General features: G+C 55.3%; 17 protein-coding genes. 6 read left to right on the top strand and 11 right to left on the bottom strand.

What is annotated here, in order from left to right; genetic code table 11:
• Positions 1–108 precede the first annotated feature (108 nt).
• Together F1C16_RS05775 and F1C16_RS05780 are read left to right on the top strand one after the other, a co-directional pair.
• Entirely contained in the window at positions 109–1,746 is a 1,638-nt protein-coding gene (locus F1C16_RS05775) for a hypothetical protein (RefSeq protein ID WP_185283396.1), read from the top strand.
• Positions 1,747–1,863: 117 nt separating this feature from the next.
• Complete coding sequence (locus tag F1C16_RS05780; RefSeq protein WP_185283397.1) at positions 1,864–2,841, top strand: acyl-ACP desaturase; 978 nt, start codon at positions 1,864–1,866, stop codon at positions 2,839–2,841.
• A 92-nt stretch (positions 2,842–2,933) separates the two neighbouring features.
• Here the strand turns inward: F1C16_RS05780 and F1C16_RS05785 are convergent, their stop codons facing one another.
• Both F1C16_RS05785 and F1C16_RS05790 read right to left on the bottom strand, forming a co-directional pair.
• Positions 2,934–3,557: a hypothetical protein gene (locus F1C16_RS05785; protein ID WP_185283398.1), complete on the bottom strand. Its 624-nt coding sequence runs from the start codon at positions 3,555–3,557 to the stop codon at positions 2,934–2,936.
• 92 nt (positions 3,558–3,649) lie between these two features.
• The gene (locus F1C16_RS05790; RefSeq protein ID WP_185283399.1) at positions 3,650–3,931 is read right to left on the bottom strand and encodes a DUF427 domain-containing protein; all 282 of its coding nucleotides are present in this window, start codon (positions 3,929–3,931) and stop codon (positions 3,650–3,652) included.
• A 170-nt stretch (positions 3,932–4,101) separates the two neighbouring features.
• Here F1C16_RS05790 and F1C16_RS05795 point away from each other — a divergent pair, with 170 nt between their 5' ends.
• Both F1C16_RS05795 and F1C16_RS05800 read left to right on the top strand, forming a co-directional pair.
• Entirely contained in the window at positions 4,102–5,088 is a 987-nt protein-coding gene (locus tag F1C16_RS05795; protein WP_185283400.1) for a GNAT family N-acetyltransferase, read from the top strand.
• A 112-nt stretch (positions 5,089–5,200) separates the two neighbouring features.
• Positions 5,201–6,304 carry a VWA domain-containing protein gene (locus F1C16_RS05800; protein ID WP_185283401.1) on the top strand — a complete coding sequence of 368 codons (1,104 nt, stop codon included), beginning with the start codon at positions 5,201–5,203 and terminating at the stop codon, positions 6,302–6,304.
• A 137-nt stretch (positions 6,305–6,441) separates the two neighbouring features.
• On the opposite strand, the gene F1C16_RS05805 is transcribed toward F1C16_RS05800, so the two are convergent.
• On the bottom strand, positions 6,442–7,032 hold the full coding sequence (locus F1C16_RS05805; protein WP_185283402.1) for a c-type cytochrome: 591 nt from the start codon (positions 7,030–7,032) through the stop codon (positions 6,442–6,444).
• 174 nt (positions 7,033–7,206) lie between these two features.
• Positions 7,207–7,389: a hypothetical protein gene (locus F1C16_RS05810; protein ID WP_185283403.1), complete on the bottom strand. Its 183-nt coding sequence runs from the start codon at positions 7,387–7,389 to the stop codon at positions 7,207–7,209.
• A gap of 247 nt (positions 7,390–7,636) precedes the next feature.
• On the opposite strand from F1C16_RS05810, the gene F1C16_RS05815 reads away from it, so the two are divergent.
• Positions 7,637–9,166 carry a sigma 54-interacting transcriptional regulator gene (locus tag F1C16_RS05815; protein WP_185283404.1) on the top strand — a complete coding sequence of 510 codons (1,530 nt, stop codon included), beginning with the start codon at positions 7,637–7,639 and terminating at the stop codon, positions 9,164–9,166.
• An 85-nt stretch (positions 9,167–9,251) separates the two neighbouring features.
• On the opposite strand, the gene F1C16_RS05820 is transcribed toward F1C16_RS05815, so the two are convergent.
• From F1C16_RS05820 to F1C16_RS05830, 3 genes are all read right to left on the bottom strand, one after another.
• The gene (locus F1C16_RS05820; protein WP_185283405.1) at positions 9,252–12,395 is read right to left on the bottom strand and encodes an Eco57I restriction-modification methylase domain-containing protein; all 3,144 of its coding nucleotides are present in this window, start codon (positions 12,393–12,395) and stop codon (positions 9,252–9,254) included.
• Positions 12,396–12,595: 200 nt separating this feature from the next.
• On the bottom strand, positions 12,596–12,844 hold the full coding sequence (locus tag F1C16_RS05825; RefSeq protein ID WP_185283406.1) for a hypothetical protein: 249 nt from the start codon (positions 12,842–12,844) through the stop codon (positions 12,596–12,598).
• 128 nt (positions 12,845–12,972) lie between these two features.
• The gene (locus F1C16_RS05830) at positions 12,973–13,431 is read right to left on the bottom strand and encodes a peptidylprolyl isomerase (protein ID WP_185283407.1); all 459 of its coding nucleotides are present in this window, start codon (positions 13,429–13,431) and stop codon (positions 12,973–12,975) included.
• A gap of 207 nt (positions 13,432–13,638) precedes the next feature.
• On the opposite strand from F1C16_RS05830, the gene F1C16_RS05835 reads away from it, so the two are divergent.
• Positions 13,639–14,289 (top strand): fasciclin domain-containing protein, encoded by a 651-nt coding sequence (locus tag F1C16_RS05835; protein WP_185283408.1) that lies wholly within the window; start codon positions 13,639–13,641, stop codon positions 14,287–14,289.
• A gap of 85 nt (positions 14,290–14,374) precedes the next feature.
• Here F1C16_RS05835 and F1C16_RS05840 read toward each other — a convergent pair whose 3' ends face one another.
• The 4 genes from F1C16_RS05840 to rsgA form a co-directional block, all read right to left on the bottom strand.
• Positions 14,375–15,031, bottom strand: a complete 657-nt coding sequence (locus F1C16_RS05840) for an NAD(P)-dependent oxidoreductase (protein ID WP_308461657.1) — start codon at positions 15,029–15,031, stop codon at positions 14,375–14,377.
• Positions 15,010–15,255, bottom strand: a complete 246-nt coding sequence (locus tag F1C16_RS05845) for an NAD(P)-binding domain-containing protein (protein ID WP_185283410.1) — start codon at positions 15,253–15,255, stop codon at positions 15,010–15,012. Before F1C16_RS05845 ends, F1C16_RS05840 begins: the two co-directional genes overlap by 22 nt.
• 74 nt (positions 15,256–15,329) lie before the next feature.
• Entirely contained in the window at positions 15,330–16,802 is a 1,473-nt protein-coding gene (locus tag F1C16_RS05850) for a hypothetical protein (protein ID WP_185283411.1), read from the bottom strand.
• A gap of 210 nt (positions 16,803–17,012) precedes the next feature.
• Positions 17,013–17,939 carry a ribosome small subunit-dependent GTPase A gene (gene rsgA / locus F1C16_RS05855; protein WP_185283412.1) on the bottom strand — a complete coding sequence of 309 codons (927 nt, stop codon included), beginning with the start codon at positions 17,937–17,939 and terminating at the stop codon, positions 17,013–17,015.
• Positions 17,940–18,071 lie beyond the last annotated feature (132 nt).

The raw sequence follows: 18,071 nt of genomic DNA on the forward strand, positions 1-18,071 counted from the left end.
GAGGCAGAGAATTTCACGCGGCAAGTTAAATAGTTGCGCTACCGAAAAGCAGTATAATCAAGGAAGTCCGTTGCTAACACTCTCCCAAATCCCCGTTCTTTGCGGACTATGGTATACCGCAAATCCCGGCGCTGGCTTTTTGTCTGGCTGCTGCCCGCGCTACTGCTACTGGCTACAATAGTGGGGCTCGGCAGCTACTACGAAACCAACGACGACACAGTGCTGACCCTGTTTTTACAGGGCCGTATGAGTGCCGTGCCCATCACCAGCCTGCACCTGTACTTTCATGGAGTAGCCGCGCCGCTGGCATATCTCTACCAGCAATGGCCCGATGTGCCCTGGTATGGCTTACTGCTGTACGGCCTGCTCTACCTGGCTACTGCGCTGCTTTTTAGGGTACTATACCGGCTGCTGCGGGCCTGGCTGCGACCGGGTGAAACGGTGCTGGCCCTGGCGTTGTTTTTTCTGGTGGGGTGGCTAGAACACGCCATGTGGTTCAACTACATGCGGGTGCCGCTGCTACTGGCCGCGGCGGGCGTATGGTACGCAGCGGCCCGGCCTGCCCGGAATACTGCACTCGTGGTAGGAATAATGGCTTTCGGAATAGCGTGGCTGATTCGGCCGAGCGCGGCGGTGCTGGGGCTGCTGCTGGCCGTGCCGGGCGCATGGTGGCTGAGTGGGCGGCGTAGCTGGCGGGTGTTGGCCGGCGCGGCCGCGCTGGCGCTGGTAGGCGCGCTGGCCGTCAGTCTCACCCGCTCGCCCACAGCCGCTACCTTCCGTCGCCTCGACGTGCTCAAATCCAACCTCAACGACTACCAGCTGTTGCGCCCTACCCCCCGCACCGCCACCGACAGCCTGGGCGTGCGCGCCGTGCAGCACTGGTTGCTGGCCGATTCTACCCTGGTCAATGAGGGCCTGTTCGAGCGGGCGCTGCCGTTGGATGCGACGTATTTCGTGCAGGAAACAGTGCCAGCCAAGCTTCGAGAAACTGCACAACTGCTGGTGCAGAACTACTTTCCGCTGCTTGTCTTGTTGTTGCTGTCCTGGATATGGGTGGCGCGCCGCGCCAGGCACATTGGGCGCCGCGAGTTTGTATTGGTGCAAGTTGGCTTTGGGGTAGGGCTGCTGCTACTGGCAGGTATCCTCAAATTGCCCCCTCGTTTGGCATTGCCCTACCTCGATGCCTGGGTGCTGGCCAATGGTGTCTTTATGCTGAAGCGTGCCGAGCGGCTGCCGCGCCGTCCGTGGCCGGTGGTGGTAGGGTTGGTAGCGGTGATTGGGCTATATGGCTACAAGACTGTGCACCGTCGGCAGGTGCTTTATGCCGAGCAACGTGCCAATAGCCACATGCTGCGCAGCCTGGCGCAGTCAGCCACTACCTTGCTGGTAGCCGACGGCCTGGAAACCTACTACAAATCCCGCAGCCCGTTCGACGCAACGTGGCCGCTATCGGGGCGTATCTTGTCGCTTTCGGGCTGGCAGTCCCTCAGCCCCGAGCAGGCAGCTTTGCGGGCAGCACACACCGGCACGCGGGCTGTTCCCGATGCGCTACGTTATCTGGCTACTCAGAAGCAGGGCGTGCAATGGGTGTTAACGCCAGCGGGGGCAGAACTACTTAATAACCAGCTTGAACATACGCTGTCTGCTACGCAACCAGCGGTGCAGCTGCGTGCGCTGGCACCCGATTCCTCCTATCTGCCCAACCAACCGCAGCCGTACGTGCCAGATGTGCAATCTGTGAAGTAGCTCAATAAGGCCAAAATTTTTTAGGGTATAAATGGACTTATTCTATCCGATACGGGGTACTGAATACATACATTTGACGCGTAATTGCTTTTTTCTCTCTTTTTTGTCCCCCCTGCTATGCTTTCCACTGCCATCTCCCGCGCCGAAGTGCTCGTGCACCTAGAATCGTTCGTAAAGGAAAACATTGGCACTTTTCTTCGTACCGTAGAAGATAGCTGGCAGCCCTCTGACTATATTCCTGATTCGCGTCTCGATACGTTTTTCGATGAGGTGAAGCTGCTCCGTGAGCGCGCCGCGGGCCTTAGCTACGACCTATTGGCCGTGCTGGTAGGCGACACGATTACTGAAGAAGCCCTACCCAACTACGAGGCGTGGTTTCACGAGTTGGACGACCTGAACCGCGACCGGGACAACGGCTGGGCGCAGTGGGTCCGGGGCTGGACGGCTGAGGAAAACCGTCACGGCGACCTGCTCAACCGCTACCTCTACCTCTCGGGACGCGTGAACATGCGCGAGTTCGAAGCCTCTACCCAGCACCTTATCGCCGATGGCTTCGACCTGGGCACGGCGCACGACCCCTACCGGGCGTTTGTGTACACCAGCTACCAGGAAATGGCCACCAACATCTCGCACCGTCGCGTGGGCCAGTTTGCCCGCAAAGCTGGCGACGATCAGCTATCCAAAATCTGCGGCATGATTGCCGGCGACGAAACCCGCCATGCCCGCGTTTACAAAACCTTCGTCGACAAGATTTTTGAGGTAGACCCTTCCGAAATGATGTTGGCTTTCGAGGATATGATGCGCAAGAAAATTGTGATGCCAGCGCACTACATGCGCGAGCTGGGCGTGGAGATGGGCAAAACATTCGGTCACTTCACTGATGCTGCCCAGCGCATCGGCGTGTACACCAGCGCCGATTACACGGATATTCTCGACACGCTGCTGATAGATTGGAAAGTAGGTGACCGCACCGGCCTGACTCCTGCCGCCGAAAAAGCCCGCGATTACGTGATGGCTCTACCCGCCCGCCTGCGCCGCGTGGCCGACCGGATGCCTGTACCCAAGTTGGAGTACAAATTCAAGTGGATCGACTAGCCACATAGCTGAAAACAACCCCTGTTAACTAGAACGCCCCTTCAACTGTCAGTTGAAGGGGCGTTCTATTTCTATTTAAGTCTGAATACGATTTACTTCTGATCTGCAAAAGCTACTTGCTGTAGCGTGAGGCCTTCGGGGGGTAGGGTGTAGCGCACGGTGCGGGTGCCGCCGGAGGGGCAGCAGTTGGCATCGGCGGGCTGGTAGATAGGAAACATGCGCTGCACTTCGTGGCCTACTACTTTAAATTCGTCGTGCCCCTGGTAGCCCTGAGCAGCGGGGCCGCTTAGGTCGGGTAGATCAACTGGGCGGCGCCCCTGGTTCATAAACTCATACCCCAGCAACTGCCCATAGGAGCCGCTACCCGCGTCGGCCACGAAGATGAGCAACTCGGGAGAATTGTCTTCGTTGAGGTTAGTAACGACCACATCAGACACTTGGCCGTTGAGTGGCTGCCGGGTAGTAGTTAGTTCCCTGCCGTTCTTTTCGGCGCGGAGCATGAGCTGGCGTTGGCTTCCCTCACCAGTGGTTTGCACCACAAAACGATGGTCGCCGTCGGTCACTTCTTTACGGAAGCTCACGGCCTCCGTAGGCACCGAGCGCATGGTAGCCGGGTCGGCCATTTCGGTGGTAGAGCGTTGCGAATCGCAGGCAGTCAGCACCAGTGCAGCACCTAGTAAGGGTAGTAAAAAACGGGGTAGAGAAAGAGCAGGCATAGGCTTAGCCGGAGCAAAAATTAGATTAGAAAGGGAGACAGCCACGGCTGCATCTTTCTACAAACGCCGGCCCGCCCGGAGGGTTACGCCCATTAGGAAGTCACCTGCACACCTTTCCAGAAAGCCACGCGTCCCTTGATCTGCTGTGCAGCTTCTTTGGGCTCGGGATAATACCAGGCCGCATCCTTGTTCAGCTCGCCATCTACCCGCACAGAGTAGTAGCTGGCGCGCCCTTTCCAAGGGCAGGTAGTACCGGCAATACTGTCCTCAAAATATTCGCGGTTGAGGGAGTCGGCCGGGAAATAGTGGTTGTTCTCCACCACCACTGTGTCGTCGCTTTCGGCTAGTACGGCGTTGTTCCAAATAGCTTTCATGGAAGGGGTTTTTAGGGTTGTTACGGATGAGTTTTGACTAATATAACCACCTTAGGTTAGGTGAAGTTTTGGGGTTTGCCAGCAGAGCTGTGTGGCCGCCGGAAGAGTGCTTCTGACTTTAGTTAGCTACTTTTAATACCTCGCTATTTCCTGAGAGTAGAATAAGGCAAATGATGCGTCACATCCGACACAATAAAATAGACCGAGTGCAGTGGGATGCGCTGATTGAGCTAGCGCCCAACGGCCTCATCTATGCCCTTACTTGGTACCTCGATATTGTATCGCCCGGTTGGGAGGCACTGATTAAAGAGGAACAAGGACGCTACGTGGCCGTGATGCCGCTACCAGTACGCAAAAAATTTGGGTTTCGCTACCTCCAGCAACCGTTGTTTGCGCAGCAGTTAGGCGTATTTTCCCTCGAAACACCTACGACCGAAGACTGGAAAGAAATTGGTCAACTCCTACGTAGAGAATTTCGACTCATCACCAATTATGCTTTCAACATAAGTAATTCACCATCTATAATTACTGATAGCTTGTTGCTGCCTGGTGTAAGCCGCTCCACTTATCATTTGTCGTTGCGTCCCACCTATTCGCAACTATTTGCCGATTACAAACCTAGTCGCAGACGCCAACTCCAACAGGCCCGTAATCACAATCTGACGATTGAATCCACTACCGATATTGAGCAGCTAATTCGACTATTTGATCAACATACAGCTCCAAAAATCTATGGCCTTATAGGTGAAGGGCATGCTTATCCCTTATTGCGCAGTTTGTATCGTGAGGCGCAACGGCGTGCAAAGGCGTCTATATGGCAAGTGAAAACCACAGATGGAAAAGTAGTAGCCAGTATGCTATTATTGAAGCATAACAATGAGGTGACTTATTTATTTAACTCTTCCTCAATCGAAGGCAAAGCCACTCGCGCTATCTCTTTACTCATTGATGAATTTCTGTCTTCTCATGCCGAAACCAATTTGCTTTTTGACTTTGAAGCTCCCGAAATCCCTAATTTAGTACAGTTTTATAGCAGTTTTGGCTCAGCAGCGGTACCATATCTTACTATTTCCTATAACCGCTTACCATGGCTGCTACAGCAGGCCAAAGCGGTCCGCATGGCGCTCATGCGCCGTCTGCACTCGCGCAACACGTAGGCCTGGCCCCACAGGAAACATTCCTGCGCAAGGCGGTGTTAGTTTTTGGCGCGGCTACGCATTCGTTCATGCACGAAGCTCAGTGCCGATTATTCAAGCAGTTCAGACACACATGGCACTAGGTTTTCGCTTCCAGGATTTTGTGCCCGAGGAATCGGGTGAGAAAGGCTTCGACACGCTTTTCAAACTATTCATGCAACTCGTGACCATCACGAGCGGCGACGTGGGGGAGGCTCTGCAATGGCTCAACGAGCTGGACAAGCAATATGGCCTCACCGACAATGACTACGGCATGGGCGACTTCATCGAAGACCTGAAGAAAAAAGGGTATATCGATGAGAACCCGCAGGAGCCGGGTGCGTTCAACATCACCGCCAAAAGCGAGCAGAATATTCGCAAATCGGCGCTGGAAGAAATCTTCGGCAAGCTTAAGAAGGGTAACTCGGGCAACCACGCTACTCCCCACAGCGGTCAGGGCGACGAGGCAGGTACCGACATGCGCAGCTACGAGTTCGGCGACACGCTGGAGCAGATTCAGATGACCGAATCCCTGCGTAATGCCCAACTCAACCACGGTCTCAGCGGTGACTTCATGCTGACTGAAGGCGACTTGGAAGTGCGCGACACCGAGCACAAAACCCAGACCAGCACGGTGTTGATGATTGACATCTCGCACTCGATGATTCTGTACGGCGAGGACCGCATCACGCCCGCCAAGAAGGTAGCCATGGCCCTGGCCGAGTTGGTGAAGCAGAAGTATCCCAAAGATTTCCTCGACGTAATCGTGTTCGGCAACGACGCCTGGGAAATTAAGGTGAAAGACTTGCCCTACCTGCAAGTAGGCCCCTACCATACCAACACCGTAGCTGGCTTGGAGCTGGCGATGGATTTGCTACGCAAGCGCAAAACCGCTAACAAGCAGATTTTTATGATTACCGATGGCAAGCCGACTTGCTTGAAGGAGCCTACCGGCTACTATAAAAATAGCTTCGGCCTGGACCGCAAAGTGGTCAACAAAACTCTGAACCTGGCCGCCGCCGCCCGCCGTCTCAAAATCCCCATCACTACCTTCATGATTGCCCAGGACCCCTACCTGCGGGAGTTTGTGGAAGAATTCACGGAGGTGAACCAGGGCAAAGCTTACTACAGCGGCCTGAAAGGGCTGGGGCACTTGGTATTTGAGGATTATAAAAAGAACCGCAGGAAGTCACTGTAGAAGCCTTTTTCTGTCATCCTGAGCGCAGCGAAGGACCTTATCACGCTTGAACGACTAGTACTAGGTAATTAGCATTTACCATTACTTGTTCAAGCGTAGTAAGGTCCTTCGCTGCGCTCAGGATGACAGCAACGTTCTTACCGCGTTGCTACCCGCACGCCATCTTCCGCCGTGGCATTCTTGATTTTGGGCACCGATTGCAAGTAGGCATACAGCGCGTGCACTTCTTCTTCGGTCAGGCGGGAGTACTTGGGCATGGGGTTCTGTAGAGGGCCGCTAGGTGCCATGCCGTAGCGCATGGCTTGGCCAAACTGCGCTTCGGTCCAGGTGCCGATGCCGGTTTCGGGGTCAGCGGTGATGTTGCGGGAGTAGATGGGCTGGCCCTGTAGTGTGACTAGCTGGTTGCCGCCACCCAGGTAACCTTCCGACTGCTCGGGGTGCTCGGCGTTGTTGGTTTTGAAGTCTTTGGAGTGGCACTCGAAGCATTGGTAGCGGCCCACTACCAGATAGCGGCCGTAGGCTATGGTTTCGGCTGGCTTGGGTGGGGCTATGCTGCGAGTGGGTAGGGGCGTGGGCTTCATTACCGTATTCGCCAATGCCTTAAGCAGGAATGAAGGCTGCTGCGCGGGGGTAGGGGTAGGCGCGGGTTTCACCCACGGGCTGCCAGAGTGCAGAAAGGCCAGCATACTGCTCATGTCCTCATCCGACATATGCACAAAATGTGGCATAATGAGACGATAACGCCCGTCGCGCCCGATACCGGTGCGTAAGAGCGTCACCACCTCCGCATCGGTCCAGTTGCCGATGCCGTGCGTTTTATCTTGGGTGATATTGGCCGAATAAACCGCTCCGAATTCCTTCGGAATATCCAGCAGTTGATGACCAGATAGTAAATTGGTTTGTCAATTGGGGTGGCAATCGGCGCAACTAGCCATAACCAGTTTCTCCCCCAATTCTACCTGGGTAGGGGTAGCCGGTACCACAAGGGTAGGCAGTTGGCTGGTGGGCACTTCGTAGGTAGGCACGCCACGCACCTGCACCCACACCACAAACCCGAGTACTGCTACAAGGATAACTAGCAGCACAGCGCCCCCAATTTTTACAATCCTATTAATATAATCATAAATTATATTTTATAAATACAATATAGCGCTTATCTACTGAAAGAAGTTCTCATGTAGAAAGGAAAAAGATATGCGCCACCTTATAATTTTCAGGGGGCAACTGAGGTAGCCCGAAACCAATGTCCCAGCGAATCAGTTGTATGCTTCAGTTGCCCTACTATGGCTTGGCCGATGCAGCGCGAAGCTTTCCTGGCACTTTCCCTTCTATATGAACGTACCCACTATTCGTACCCTCGGCGAGCTAAAACAATCTGGTTATCAGCCCCGCTCTGTGAAACAAGAGCTACGCGACAACCTGATTGCCAAGCTCCGCTCCAAAGAAGAAGTGTTTCCTGGCATTTATGGCTACGAGGAAACCGTTATTCCTGATCTGCAACGCGCCATTCTGGCCGGGCACCACATCAACATGCTGGGCCTACGGGGGCAGGCCAAAACTCGTATTGCTCGCCTGCTGGTAGGTTTGCTCGACGAATACATTCCCGTAGTGGAAGGCTCGGAGCTGAACGATGACCCTTTGCAGCCCCTGTCGGTATTTGCCCGCAACCTCATTGAGGAGAAAGGCGACGATACGCCCATTTCCTGGCTGCACCGCGATGAGCGCTACACCGAGAAGCTGGCTACCCCCGACGTATCCGTAGCTGACCTCATCGGCGACGCCGACCCCATCAAAGCCGCTACCCTGAAGCTGCCCTACTCCGACGAACGGGTGATTCACTTCGGTCTAATTCCGCGTGCGCACCGCGGCATCTTCGTTATCAACGAGCTGCCCGACTTGCAGGCCCGTATTCAAGTGTCGCTCTTCAACATCTTGCAGGAAGGTGATATTCAGATTCGCGGTTTCAAGGTGCGCCTGCCGCTGGATATCCAGTTCGTCTTCACTGCCAACCCCGAAGACTATACCAATCGTGGCAGCATCGTAACGCCGCTGAAGGACCGTATCGACGCGCAGATTATCACGCACTACCCCAAGAGCATCGAAATTGGTAAGCGTATCACCAAGCAAGAAGCTCGCATTAAAGAGGAGCAAAAAGGCCTGGTGACCACCAACGAAATTGTGCACGATCTGGTGGAGCAGGTGGCCATTGAGGCCCGCGGCTCGGAGTACGTGGATGCCAAGTCGGGCGTGTCGGCCCGCCTTACTATCTCGGCCTACGAGCAGGTAATTGCTGCCGCCGAGCGCCGGGCGCTCATCAACGGTGAGAAAAACACGTACGTGCGCATTGCCGACTTCGTAGGAGCCGTGCCTGCCGTAACGGGTAAGGTAGAGCTGGTGTACGAAGGCGAACAGGAAGGCGCCGGCATTGTGGCCGAAAAGCTGATGGGCAAGGCCCTACGTACGCAATTCCTAAACTACTTCCCCGACCCTGAAAAGTCGAAGAAGCAGAAAGACAAGCCGAATCCCTACAAGTCCATCCAGGACTGGTTTGGCTCGCGCACCATCGACCTGCTGCACGACGCTTCCGACGAAGACTACCGCAAGGTGCTCGACGTGGTGCCAGGTTTGCAAGACTTGGTGCAGCAGAGCGTACCCAGCGAGTTGAGCAAGGAGAACCGCTACTTCTGGATGGAATTTGCCCTGCACGGCATGGCCGAGCACAGCCTGATTTCGCGCAACCGCCTCACGGCCGGCGCGCAGTTCAAGGACCTGCTCAGCAGCATGTTCACTATGCCCAACTTCGGGGATGACGACGACGATGACGAAGACTACCAGTCGTCGCGCAAGCGCAAGCGCCGGTAGGGTAGCCCATTGCAAGTAACAAAGCCCCGCATTCCACTTGGAGTGCGGGGCTTTGTGTTGAGAAGCAAAAACCGGAAGAAACGATTTATTCGGCTTTGCCTTCTACCAAGGCAATTTCCTCGGGCGTGAGCTGGTAGAGCTGGTACACCAGCTGGTCGAGGGCGGTATCCTGGCGCTGGAGGGCGGCGCGGCGCTGCTCCTGCTGCTGCTGGAACTGCTCGAGGTAGGGCAGCCACTCGCCCTTCTCGGCCAGGGTGAGTTTGCGGCTCAGGGCTTTTTCGAGGGCGGTGCTCCAGGTTTTCCAGGGCTGGGTGAGGGCCAGCTTGCCCGTGAGCGGCACCGTGAGGCCCAGCTCGGCCTGCACCAGCCGCCCGGCTTTGGCCTCGGCCTCGTGCAGCTCCTTGTGCCCGGCGAGTAGAGCCTCGGCAGCGGCTATGAATGGTTGCTGCTCGGCGGGGGAGAGGGGTTTTATAGGTATGTTACGAACGTCACCTAAAGTCAATTGAGAAAAATCATCCTTTGTAGCTGCTGTTGATGCTTTTGTTTTTAGGTAGGAAATGAGAGAAGAGTTTATAATTGATAGAATATATTTATATGAAAATTCGCTATTTGTTATTTTTATAGAATAAAAATCTTTTTTAGTTACGAAAGTCTCTTCTGTATATATGGCCATTACTCTAAACTGCCTATTAATTAATCTTCTAACTAATATTCTCTCTTCTTTGAAAAATGTATCTGATTTAGGTTTTTCTTTTAAATTTTCACCGTACACAACCCATGAAAAATTGTGTGAAAAAATGTATCGATTAGCATCTCCTGTAAAAAATGGCAACGAGTTATTAACTTGAATTGAATAGATGTCATCTGAATTTGAAAGTATACCCCGAGCAGATTCTGATATGGAACTTAACTGTATAGTCTCATGGCTTATTTTTGGAACAAGAGTATAAAAATCAGGATTTAAAACTAAGCTTAGACTCTTGTGAGAATGCCATACTTCACTAGAAAGCTGTTTTGGTAAGATGTTTTGAAAAATATCAGTAGAAGTGTCTAGTGATGTTGGAAACTCATATACATCAATAAAATATTTATGGATAGTAGCTTTTGTAGCCACGTATACGCCTGTGTCAACATAAGCATCAGTGAATACATTATATGGTAGTTTAATGGCTGAAATCAATCTATTGTTGTCTTTGATAAATTTTCGCAAAGCAGTATACCCTTCTCCATTCTGCCATGAAACAGGTACTACGAATCCCCAATTTCCTTTATTGTCTAGTAATTCATTCGTTTTTTCAATAAAAGCGCTGTAGACATCTTGATTACCCTTGAATCCTGAAAATTGAGTTGATAAAAGCTTTTTGTCTTCTTCGTTCAACTTCGCCCCATACGGCGGATTGCCAATCACCACATCAAACCCACCTTGTTCAAACACTTCGGGGAAGGCGGTTTGCCAGTCGAAGGCGCGGGGGCCGGCCACGGCGGGGTCGGAGATGAGCGAGTTGCCGCAGCGGATGCTGTGGTCGAGAGAGGTGAGGGGCTTGCCGGGGTTGGCGGTTTGCAGCCACAAGCTCAGGCGCGTAATGTCCACCGACTCCGGGTTCAGGTCGACGCCGTAGAGGTTGTGTTGCAGAATGTGGCGGTCGAGGTCGAATACCTTAAACTGGCCGGCGCGCAGGGTAGCCAGTTCCTGGTTCACGTGCTGGCCCTCGCGCAGCAGGTAGCCAAAGGCCTCGTTCAGAAACGCCCCCGAGCCGCAGGCCGGGTCCAGCACCCGGATATTCTCCAGCGCGGTGGCATAGGTTTCCCAGGCCGCAATGTGTTTCTGCACGGTGCGGGAGGGCTGCACCAGCCGGTTGCCTACCCCCAGACGGATGGTGGCGCGGTCGTCGTCGGGGAGGTCGGGGAGGGCATCGAGGCCGGCTTCGCGGCGACGCTCCTGCAACCACCCGCCCACGGCCTGCCGCACAATGTAACGCGTAATGTACTCGGGGGTGTAAAAGATGCCGTCCTGCTTGCGCTTGCCCTGCTTGGCGTTGTAGTCCTGCCCCAAGAGGCGGGCGCGCTCGGCTTCGAGGTCGGAGAGGCTCTGCTCGAAAATATGCCCCAGGATGTTCACGTTCAGGTCGGAGGCAAAGTCGTACTTTTCCAATTCAATCACCGGCCGCAGAGTGTAATCTTTGATGGCCAGCGCATCGAGGGCTGCATCGGGAGCGAATAGGCCCCCGTTAAAACGGTTTATGTTGGCGGCGGGGTTACCCTTATCGATGCTGCGAAACAGCCCGCGTACACTCCGGTATACCTTATCCTCATCCTCGGGGTCGAAGATGTTGGCGCGCACGTTATCGAGCAGACGCCTGAAGGTGAGGCGCGGAATAATACTTTTGTCCTCGCAGAAGCACACGAAAATCACGCGGTCCAGCAGCTTCTGGGTGTGGGCCAGTAGCTCCAGCGGCGGCACCGTGGGGTTCTGCTCAATGAGGTGGTCGAGCAGCTGGCGGCGGGCGGCGCTGTAGTCTTTGTAAAACGCCTTCGTGATTTTGGTTTCTTCCTGCTGGCGCTGTTGCAGGGCTTCGTCGAGCGGGGCTTCGGCGCGGCCAGCTGGGGGCAGCAGATGCGTGGGTAGCAGCAGGGCAAAGAAGCGGCGTAGCTGCTCGGGCTGGTCGGGTAGGGTTTCGAGGTTGAACACCTCGGCGCGGCTCTGGTCCTGGGCCGAGTAGAGGCGCAGCTCCACAAAGTTGCTGACCAGCACCCAGCGGCACTGGCCACCAAACTTGCTGGGGTAGCTGAAGGCCTGCTCCACGGGCGTTTCCTGGCGGCCCTTGCCCGCGCCACCGCGCTGCTTGGCATCCAAGGCGGTGCGGGCGTCTTTCAGCTCCACCACGGCCCGCACCGGCCCGCCGAGGTTGCCGCCGGGCGCGGCCACAAAGTCGCCGAGGGCACCGTCGGGCTTGGTGCCGTCGGTGAGGGTTTTCAGCTCTAGTTGGAGCTGGCGGTGGGTGGTAGCCTGATACTCGTAGCCCAGCACCTCTCCAAAGAGCAGGTCCAAAAACTCGGCCTGCAAGGCTTCTTCCTTGCGGCTGCGCACGTAGCCGTCTTTAATGGCTTGCTGCCAGCGACGCAAGTGGCGCACCCGCTCCGTAAAATTGGGTAGGGCCGTGGCGGGGTCGAAGTGAGATAGAGGGGTAGGTAGGGTAGTAGCAGGAAAGAGCGGTAACAATGCGGGCATGTAGTATAGAGTAAAATGAGGTGCGGAAGATAGCAACTGCCGGGCTGTTTCGCGTTTTCTGCGGCAACAGTCCGGCAAGTTGTGGCTGGCGGCTGCCTTGCGCAAGCGCCGGTAGGGTAGGAGCGTTATAGTACGCATGCAAAAAGGCCCACGCTAGCTATAGCCTGGGCCTTTTTGAGTAGTGAAAGAGGAAAATCAGCTTAGAGCTTACGAGCCTTTAGCTCCTGCTTGGCTGCTTTCAATTGATATTCCATGGACTTCAGTTTTGCCTTTTCAGCATCAACAATGCGCTCCTGGCTGTCAATGTCTCGCTCCAAACCTTCTACCCGTTGAGCTTGCTCGGCTATTACCGGATTGTTCGAGTTAACGTCGGATCGGAAGACAGAGCAGCTGCTGAGTGATGCAACAGATAGGAAAGCAAAGAGAATTGTTTTAGGAAAGAATTTCATAAGTGAAAAGCATTGTTATACTGTCATGTACGTGAGACCAGCTAGCTGGTTGAGCGGGCGTTAAAATAAAGAAGGCCTGCCAACACGAAGTTGGCAGGCCTTCTTTATCAGAAATTAGGAACCGAAAGCTACGCCTCGTTCACTACAATTTTCTCAATCGTATCGTTGGCGCGAATCTCGTCGATTATGTCCACACCCTCTACCACTTTACCAAATACAGTGTGGTTTCGGTCAAGGTGGGCGGTGTTCTGGCGGTCGTGTACAATAAAGAACTGGCTGCCCCCCGTGTTGCGGCCGGCGTGGGCCATGCTCAGAGCACCGCGCTCGTGGTACTGGTGGTCGCCGGTCAGCTCACAGTCAATTTTATAGCCGGGGCCGCCGGTGCCGGGTGTGCCCTTGGCACCATCGCGGGAGTTGGGGCAGCCGCCCTGAATCACGAAGTTGGGGATAACGCGGTGAAACTTCAGACCGTCGTAGAAGCCTTTTTGCGCCAGATCGGTGAAATTTTTAACGGTTTTGGGGGCGTCCTGCTCGTAGAATTCTACTTTCATGATACCCTTATTGGTGTGGATTTCAGCGGTTTTCATATGAAAAACGGAAGATTAGATGGGTGGAAAGAATACCTGCCGAAGAAGTGGCAGCCCTGCAAAAGTAACCAATTTGCGGGGGTAGGAAATCCGGTGGCCAATTCCTTGTCGTAGGTATTTGGTAGAACGGCCACCGTAGCCGAGCTTGCGGTGGCTTTCGGGCCAAACATACTTTCTTTCTTAACCCTCATTTCGTTTCCTGTCTTCATGAAAAAGACTTTCCGCAATTCCTTTCTGGCGCTTTGCGCTGTTGCCTCGGTAGGGTTTGGCCTGACCAGCTGCGACAACAACAAGGGTGCTGACACCACCACGGAAGCCCCCGGCACCGAATCGGCCATGACCGACACGCTAGCTACCATGCCCAACGACTCGTCGCGCATGGGCAAGCCCGAGGGCGTGCTGGTAGATGGCGTACCCATGACGCCAGACAAATCCATTGTGCAAAATGCTGTGATGGCACCTAGCGTGAGCACGCTGGTGAAGGCTGTGCAAGCTGCTGGCCTCGACGGTACCCTAAGCGGCCCCGGTCCGTTCACCGTATTTGCGCCCACCAACGCCGCCTTCGATAAGCTACCGAAAGGCGCACTCGCTGGCTTGATGAAGCCTGAAAGCAAAGAAAAGCTGAAGGGTGTGCTCACCTACCACGTTATCCAGGGCCGCCTGCTGGCCGCTGACCTCAAAGACGGGCAGGAACTGACCACCATGAATGGCGAGAAAGTAAAAATCTCGGTGCAAGGTGGTAAAGTGATGATCAGCAACGGCAAAGACGCACCTGTTACCGTGCAAACTGCCGATGTAGTTTCCAGCAACGGCGTAACCCACATCATCGACGGTGTGCTGCTGCCCACCGCTCAATAATATCAACGATTTCCTGATTGGTTGAAAAGGCCCAGCTGTTTCGGCTGGGCTTTTTTTTGGTGCGACAGACGCGTGCAACGCGCCCCTACAGCCCAGCGCCTTGGGCCACGCGCTCTGCGAAGCTGGCCCAGTCAACATCTTGTTCATTGAGCGCGACGGTTGCGGTGAGTTGGTCGCGGATGATGTTAGCGAAGGGCATGGGTACCCCCTGTTTGTAAGCTTCCTGCACCACCAAGTTCATATCCTTGCGAATGATGGCGGGTGGGGCGCCCACAGGCTGGTAGTGGCGCTCGGCTATCAGCTTGCCGTAGCTTTTGTAGATGGGATTGTTGAACAGCGTACTGGTAAGCATTTCGTAGAAGGCTACCCGATCGAGACCGGCTTTTTCGGCCAAGGTGAGAGCTTCGGCCATGCCCTCAATCACGGTGCCGAGTAGGAAGTTGCCGCAAAGCTTGGCTACGCTGGCAGCACCAGCATCGTCGCCGAATGAATAGGTGCCTTGGCCGAAAGCCGCTTGCAAAGGCTCCAGCCGCTGCCGCGCTTCGGTGGGGCCAGAGCTGCCTACCCACAGGTTACCGGCCTGGGCCACGTCGGGCTTGCCAAATACGGGCGAGGCTACCAGAGTAGAGCCATGTTGCTGATGCGCCTCGGCCAGACGGCGGTTGGTGTCGGGGGCTACAGTGCTACACGAAGCATGAATAGCACCTTGAGGCAGGGTCGTCAGAAAGCCCTCGGGGCCAATAGTTCTTCCAGCGCCTTATCATCCGTCACCATCGTAAACACAACCGTGGCTTCACGGACAGCCTCAACAGGGGTAGCGGCTACGGTAGCGCCCTGTTGCCGGAGTGGCTCGGCTTTGCTAGCCGTGCGGTTGTATACGGTGAGCGGAAAACCGGCTTTCAGTAAGTTGGTCGCCATGGCGGCGCCCATGCTGCCCAAGCCCAAAAAGGCAATTTCCTCAGCCATTTTCTTTGTGAAAAGTGAAGGTGCAAATGGCTGGGTATACGCAGGAAGTGCGAAAAGAGACTGTCGACCGCCGGTTACTCGTTTTGAAGGGAGCGGGCGATGCTGTCGGACGGCGTGTGCATGATTTGGTCTGGGTCCTGTGGCTCCAACTCCTCCTCTTCCAGTATAGCTGGCTCGGGCGAAGCAGGTAGTGTTTCAACGGAATCACTTGTCTCGGCGGAATCAGGGGCCATCATAACCTCCTCCTCCACAGGAGGTGTTCTGTGTCGAATAGACCTAGTAGGAGCGTGCGGCCGCGTGGTGGGGCGGGTGAAATGTTTCACTCCCCAAATGCCCGCTACCAGACCCAATAGCAAGACCAACACCAGCAGGGCTACCCGTTCCAGACGAACCAGCTTTTGAGATTTAGCCACACGCCCAGGAGGAGGCGGCGTGCGTGAAGCGCTAGGGCGTTGAGGTTGGGCCGAAACCGTCAGCGGTACTTCGACCATTGGGGTAGGAGCAGGAGTTAGGGTTGAATGACGCAGTTGTTCCAGGAGTTGGCCGAGCTGTTGAATGCGGGCGTCCAATTCCTGATTGCGGGCGGCTGCCTCAGCGCGCACGGTACGCAATGCTTCTTCCAACGCCTGCTCCTGTTGCTCGGCCCGCCGCGCCGCATCCGATTGACCGGCTTGCGCTACCTGCTGCCGTAGCTGTTCCAGCTCCTTCGCCTGCACCGACTCGCGGGCAGCAGCGGTTTGCTGTTGCTGCGCAAGCTGCTGCTGCAACTCTCGCCGCAACTGCTCTAGCCGCACTTGTTCCTGCTGTTGCTCGGCTAGCGAGGTAGGCGAAGGTGCTCCGTAGGGCGGATCGGCGGGTACGTCTTCGGCGCCCAGCCAGCCCCAAAGCTGCCGTAGCTTGCGCGTCCAGTAGCCATCGGCTTCTGCATCCGTTGCTGGGGTAGCTTCGTTGGCGGGGTCTTCGGCTTGGTAAAGAGCTGTCAGGCGGTCAGCCCAGGCCAGCAGCTCGTGTTCGGCCAGGAGTAATTCTGGGTGCGCCAGCTGCCACAAGCGGCGCGGCAGCAGTTGCGCGTTGCTTAGGAGTTGGAAATCCCCGGCGCCGGGGTAGTGGCGAAGCTGCCGCTCCACCTCCGGCCCAAACGACAACGGCGCTTCAAATAGTACCATGCCCGTAAGGGGCGGTAGCTCGGCCGCTGGTCGATGCAGCTCCTTGCTCAGCCAAGCCGCCAGCGCTGCTTGTTGCTGTTGGTATTGGTCAAACGGATTATCGGCTGCCGCCCGGCTGGGTAGGGGCTGGCCATTTAGCTTCCAGGCGCCGTACTCTAGGGTAGGTACGCTCAGATGGCCGCTCCCAGGTTCCAGTACTAACGCTGTGATGCTGCGCGGCCGCACTACCACGGCATCGAGGGCAATACCCGCGACATCTAAATTTCCTAGTAGCAACGTGGTAGGGGCAGCTACTTCGGCCTCCAATACCTCGCATACTGCTTCGTACTGCCGCTGCCGGGCGGCGTCTGCGAAAGGTGCAAATAAGAAGCAGTGGATCATGTTATGATGCTTTTAGCTGTTGGCTATCAGCCACTAGCTCTTGTTCTAACTTATTCCCTACGCTAGTTGCTGCTGGCTGTTCATCAGCAACTTCAGTTTCGGTTAGAGGGATAGGAAGACAGGTAGAGGCTTTCTTCCGCATGTTCACCTAATCCAAAACAAGCCCAACAAGCGCCCTTTGGGTGCATTTTCTAAATGTCAATAGCTCAATCAATGTCGATTATCCTCGTCGTGGAGCATGCTCAGATAGCTGTCGTAGCGGGGTAGGGCAATGCGGCCTTTTTCCACGGCTTCGATAACAGCGCAGCCTGGCTCCTGCACGTGGCGGCAGTTGTGGTACCGGCACTGGTTGAGCAGGGCGCGCATCTCCGGGAAAAAGTGCGCCAACTCGCCTGGCTGCACGTCCACCAGACCCAGTTCCTTGATGCCGGGCGTGTCGATCAGGTAGGTGCCGGGGCGCACTTCCAGCATTTCGGCGTAGGTAGTGGTATGCACGCCTTTATCGGAAAACTGGCTGATTTCAGCAGTTTTCAAGTCCAAATCGGGCACCAGTACATTGATCAACGTGCTTTTTCCTACCCCGGAGTGCCCCGAAAGCAGCGTGGTTTTACCATCGAGCAAAGCATCAACTTCGGCCACGCCTACCCCGCTTTGGGCCGAGGTGAGTAGGCTGGGGTAGCCCACGCGTTGGTACATTTTACCAATCTGCTGCTGATAATCGGCTAGGTCGTCGTCATGCAAATCAGCTTTGTTGAAGATGAGCGTGACCGGAATGCTGTACGCCTCCGCCGTAACCAGAAACCGGTCGATGAACCCGAACGACGTGGCCGGCGATACCAGCGTGACCACCAGCAGCGCCTGATCGAGGTTGGCGGCTACAATGTGGGAATGCTCCGTTTTATGCACCGAGCGCCGGATGATGTAGTTGCGGCGCGGCTCGATGTGATGAATCACGCCCGCGCCTTCGGTTTGCTCCTCCACCGTAAACTCCACTTGGTCGCCCACAGCCAGCGGGTTGCTCACCTTCAGGCCCTTCTGCTTGAACTTGCCCCGCAGTCGGCAGCGGTGCAGCGTTCCAGTAGCTGTATCGCGCACCAAATACCAAGACCCAGTTGATTTAACAACAATACCTACCACAGCGAGTAACTGAATAAATGAGTGAATAAATGCGTGATAGCAAGTGTAATACAGTATTGTTATCCTGCGCTTGCGAAGGACCTTCTCACGGTAGAACGAGTCGTTGGTACGTCTGTCGTGCTCACATGTGAA

It is taken from the genome of Hymenobacter sp. NBH84, assembly GCF_014217645.1.
In the GTDB taxonomy this organism is placed as follows: domain Bacteria; phylum Bacteroidota; class Bacteroidia; order Cytophagales; family Hymenobacteraceae; genus Hymenobacter; species Hymenobacter profundi.

What these genes read in the sequence shown, in the direction of transcription:
- F1C16_RS05785 (WP_185283398.1), bottom strand. Translation starts at nt 3,557, where the DNA reads ATGCCTGCTCTTTCTCTACCCCGTTTTTTACTACCCTTACTAGGTGCT.
- F1C16_RS05815 (WP_185283404.1), top strand. Translation starts at nt 7,637, where the DNA reads ATGAACGTACCCACTATTCGTACCCTCGGCGAGCTAAAACAATCTGGT.
- F1C16_RS05775 (WP_185283396.1), top strand. Translation starts at nt 109, where the DNA reads ATGGTATACCGCAAATCCCGGCGCTGGCTTTTTGTCTGGCTGCTGCCC.
- F1C16_RS05850 (WP_185283411.1), bottom strand. Translation starts at nt 16,802, where the DNA reads ATGATCCACTGCTTCTTATTTGCACCTTTCGCAGACGCCGCCCGGCAG.
- F1C16_RS05780 (WP_185283397.1), top strand. Translation starts at nt 1,864, where the DNA reads ATGCTTTCCACTGCCATCTCCCGCGCCGAAGTGCTCGTGCACCTAGAA.
- F1C16_RS05790 (WP_185283399.1), bottom strand. Translation starts at nt 3,931, where the DNA reads ATGAAAGCTATTTGGAACAACGCCGTACTAGCCGAAAGCGACGACACA.
- F1C16_RS05845 (WP_185283410.1), bottom strand. Translation starts at nt 15,255, where the DNA reads ATGGCTGAGGAAATTGCCTTTTTGGGCTTGGGCAGCATGGGCGCCGCC.
- F1C16_RS05805 (WP_185283402.1), bottom strand. Translation starts at nt 7,032, where the DNA reads ATGCCACATTTTGTGCATATGTCGGATGAGGACATGAGCAGTATGCTG.
- F1C16_RS05820 (WP_185283405.1), bottom strand. Translation starts at nt 12,395, where the DNA reads ATGCCCGCATTGTTACCGCTCTTTCCTGCTACTACCCTACCTACCCCT.
- F1C16_RS05800 (WP_185283401.1), top strand. Translation starts at nt 5,201, where the DNA reads ATGGCACTAGGTTTTCGCTTCCAGGATTTTGTGCCCGAGGAATCGGGT.
- F1C16_RS05795 (WP_185283400.1), top strand. Translation starts at nt 4,102, where the DNA reads ATGATGCGTCACATCCGACACAATAAAATAGACCGAGTGCAGTGGGAT.
- F1C16_RS05835 (WP_185283408.1), top strand. Translation starts at nt 13,639, where the DNA reads ATGAAAAAGACTTTCCGCAATTCCTTTCTGGCGCTTTGCGCTGTTGCC.
- F1C16_RS05825 (WP_185283406.1), bottom strand. Translation starts at nt 12,844, where the DNA reads ATGAAATTCTTTCCTAAAACAATTCTCTTTGCTTTCCTATCTGTTGCA.
- F1C16_RS05830 (WP_185283407.1), bottom strand. Translation starts at nt 13,431, where the DNA reads ATGAAAACCGCTGAAATCCACACCAATAAGGGTATCATGAAAGTAGAA.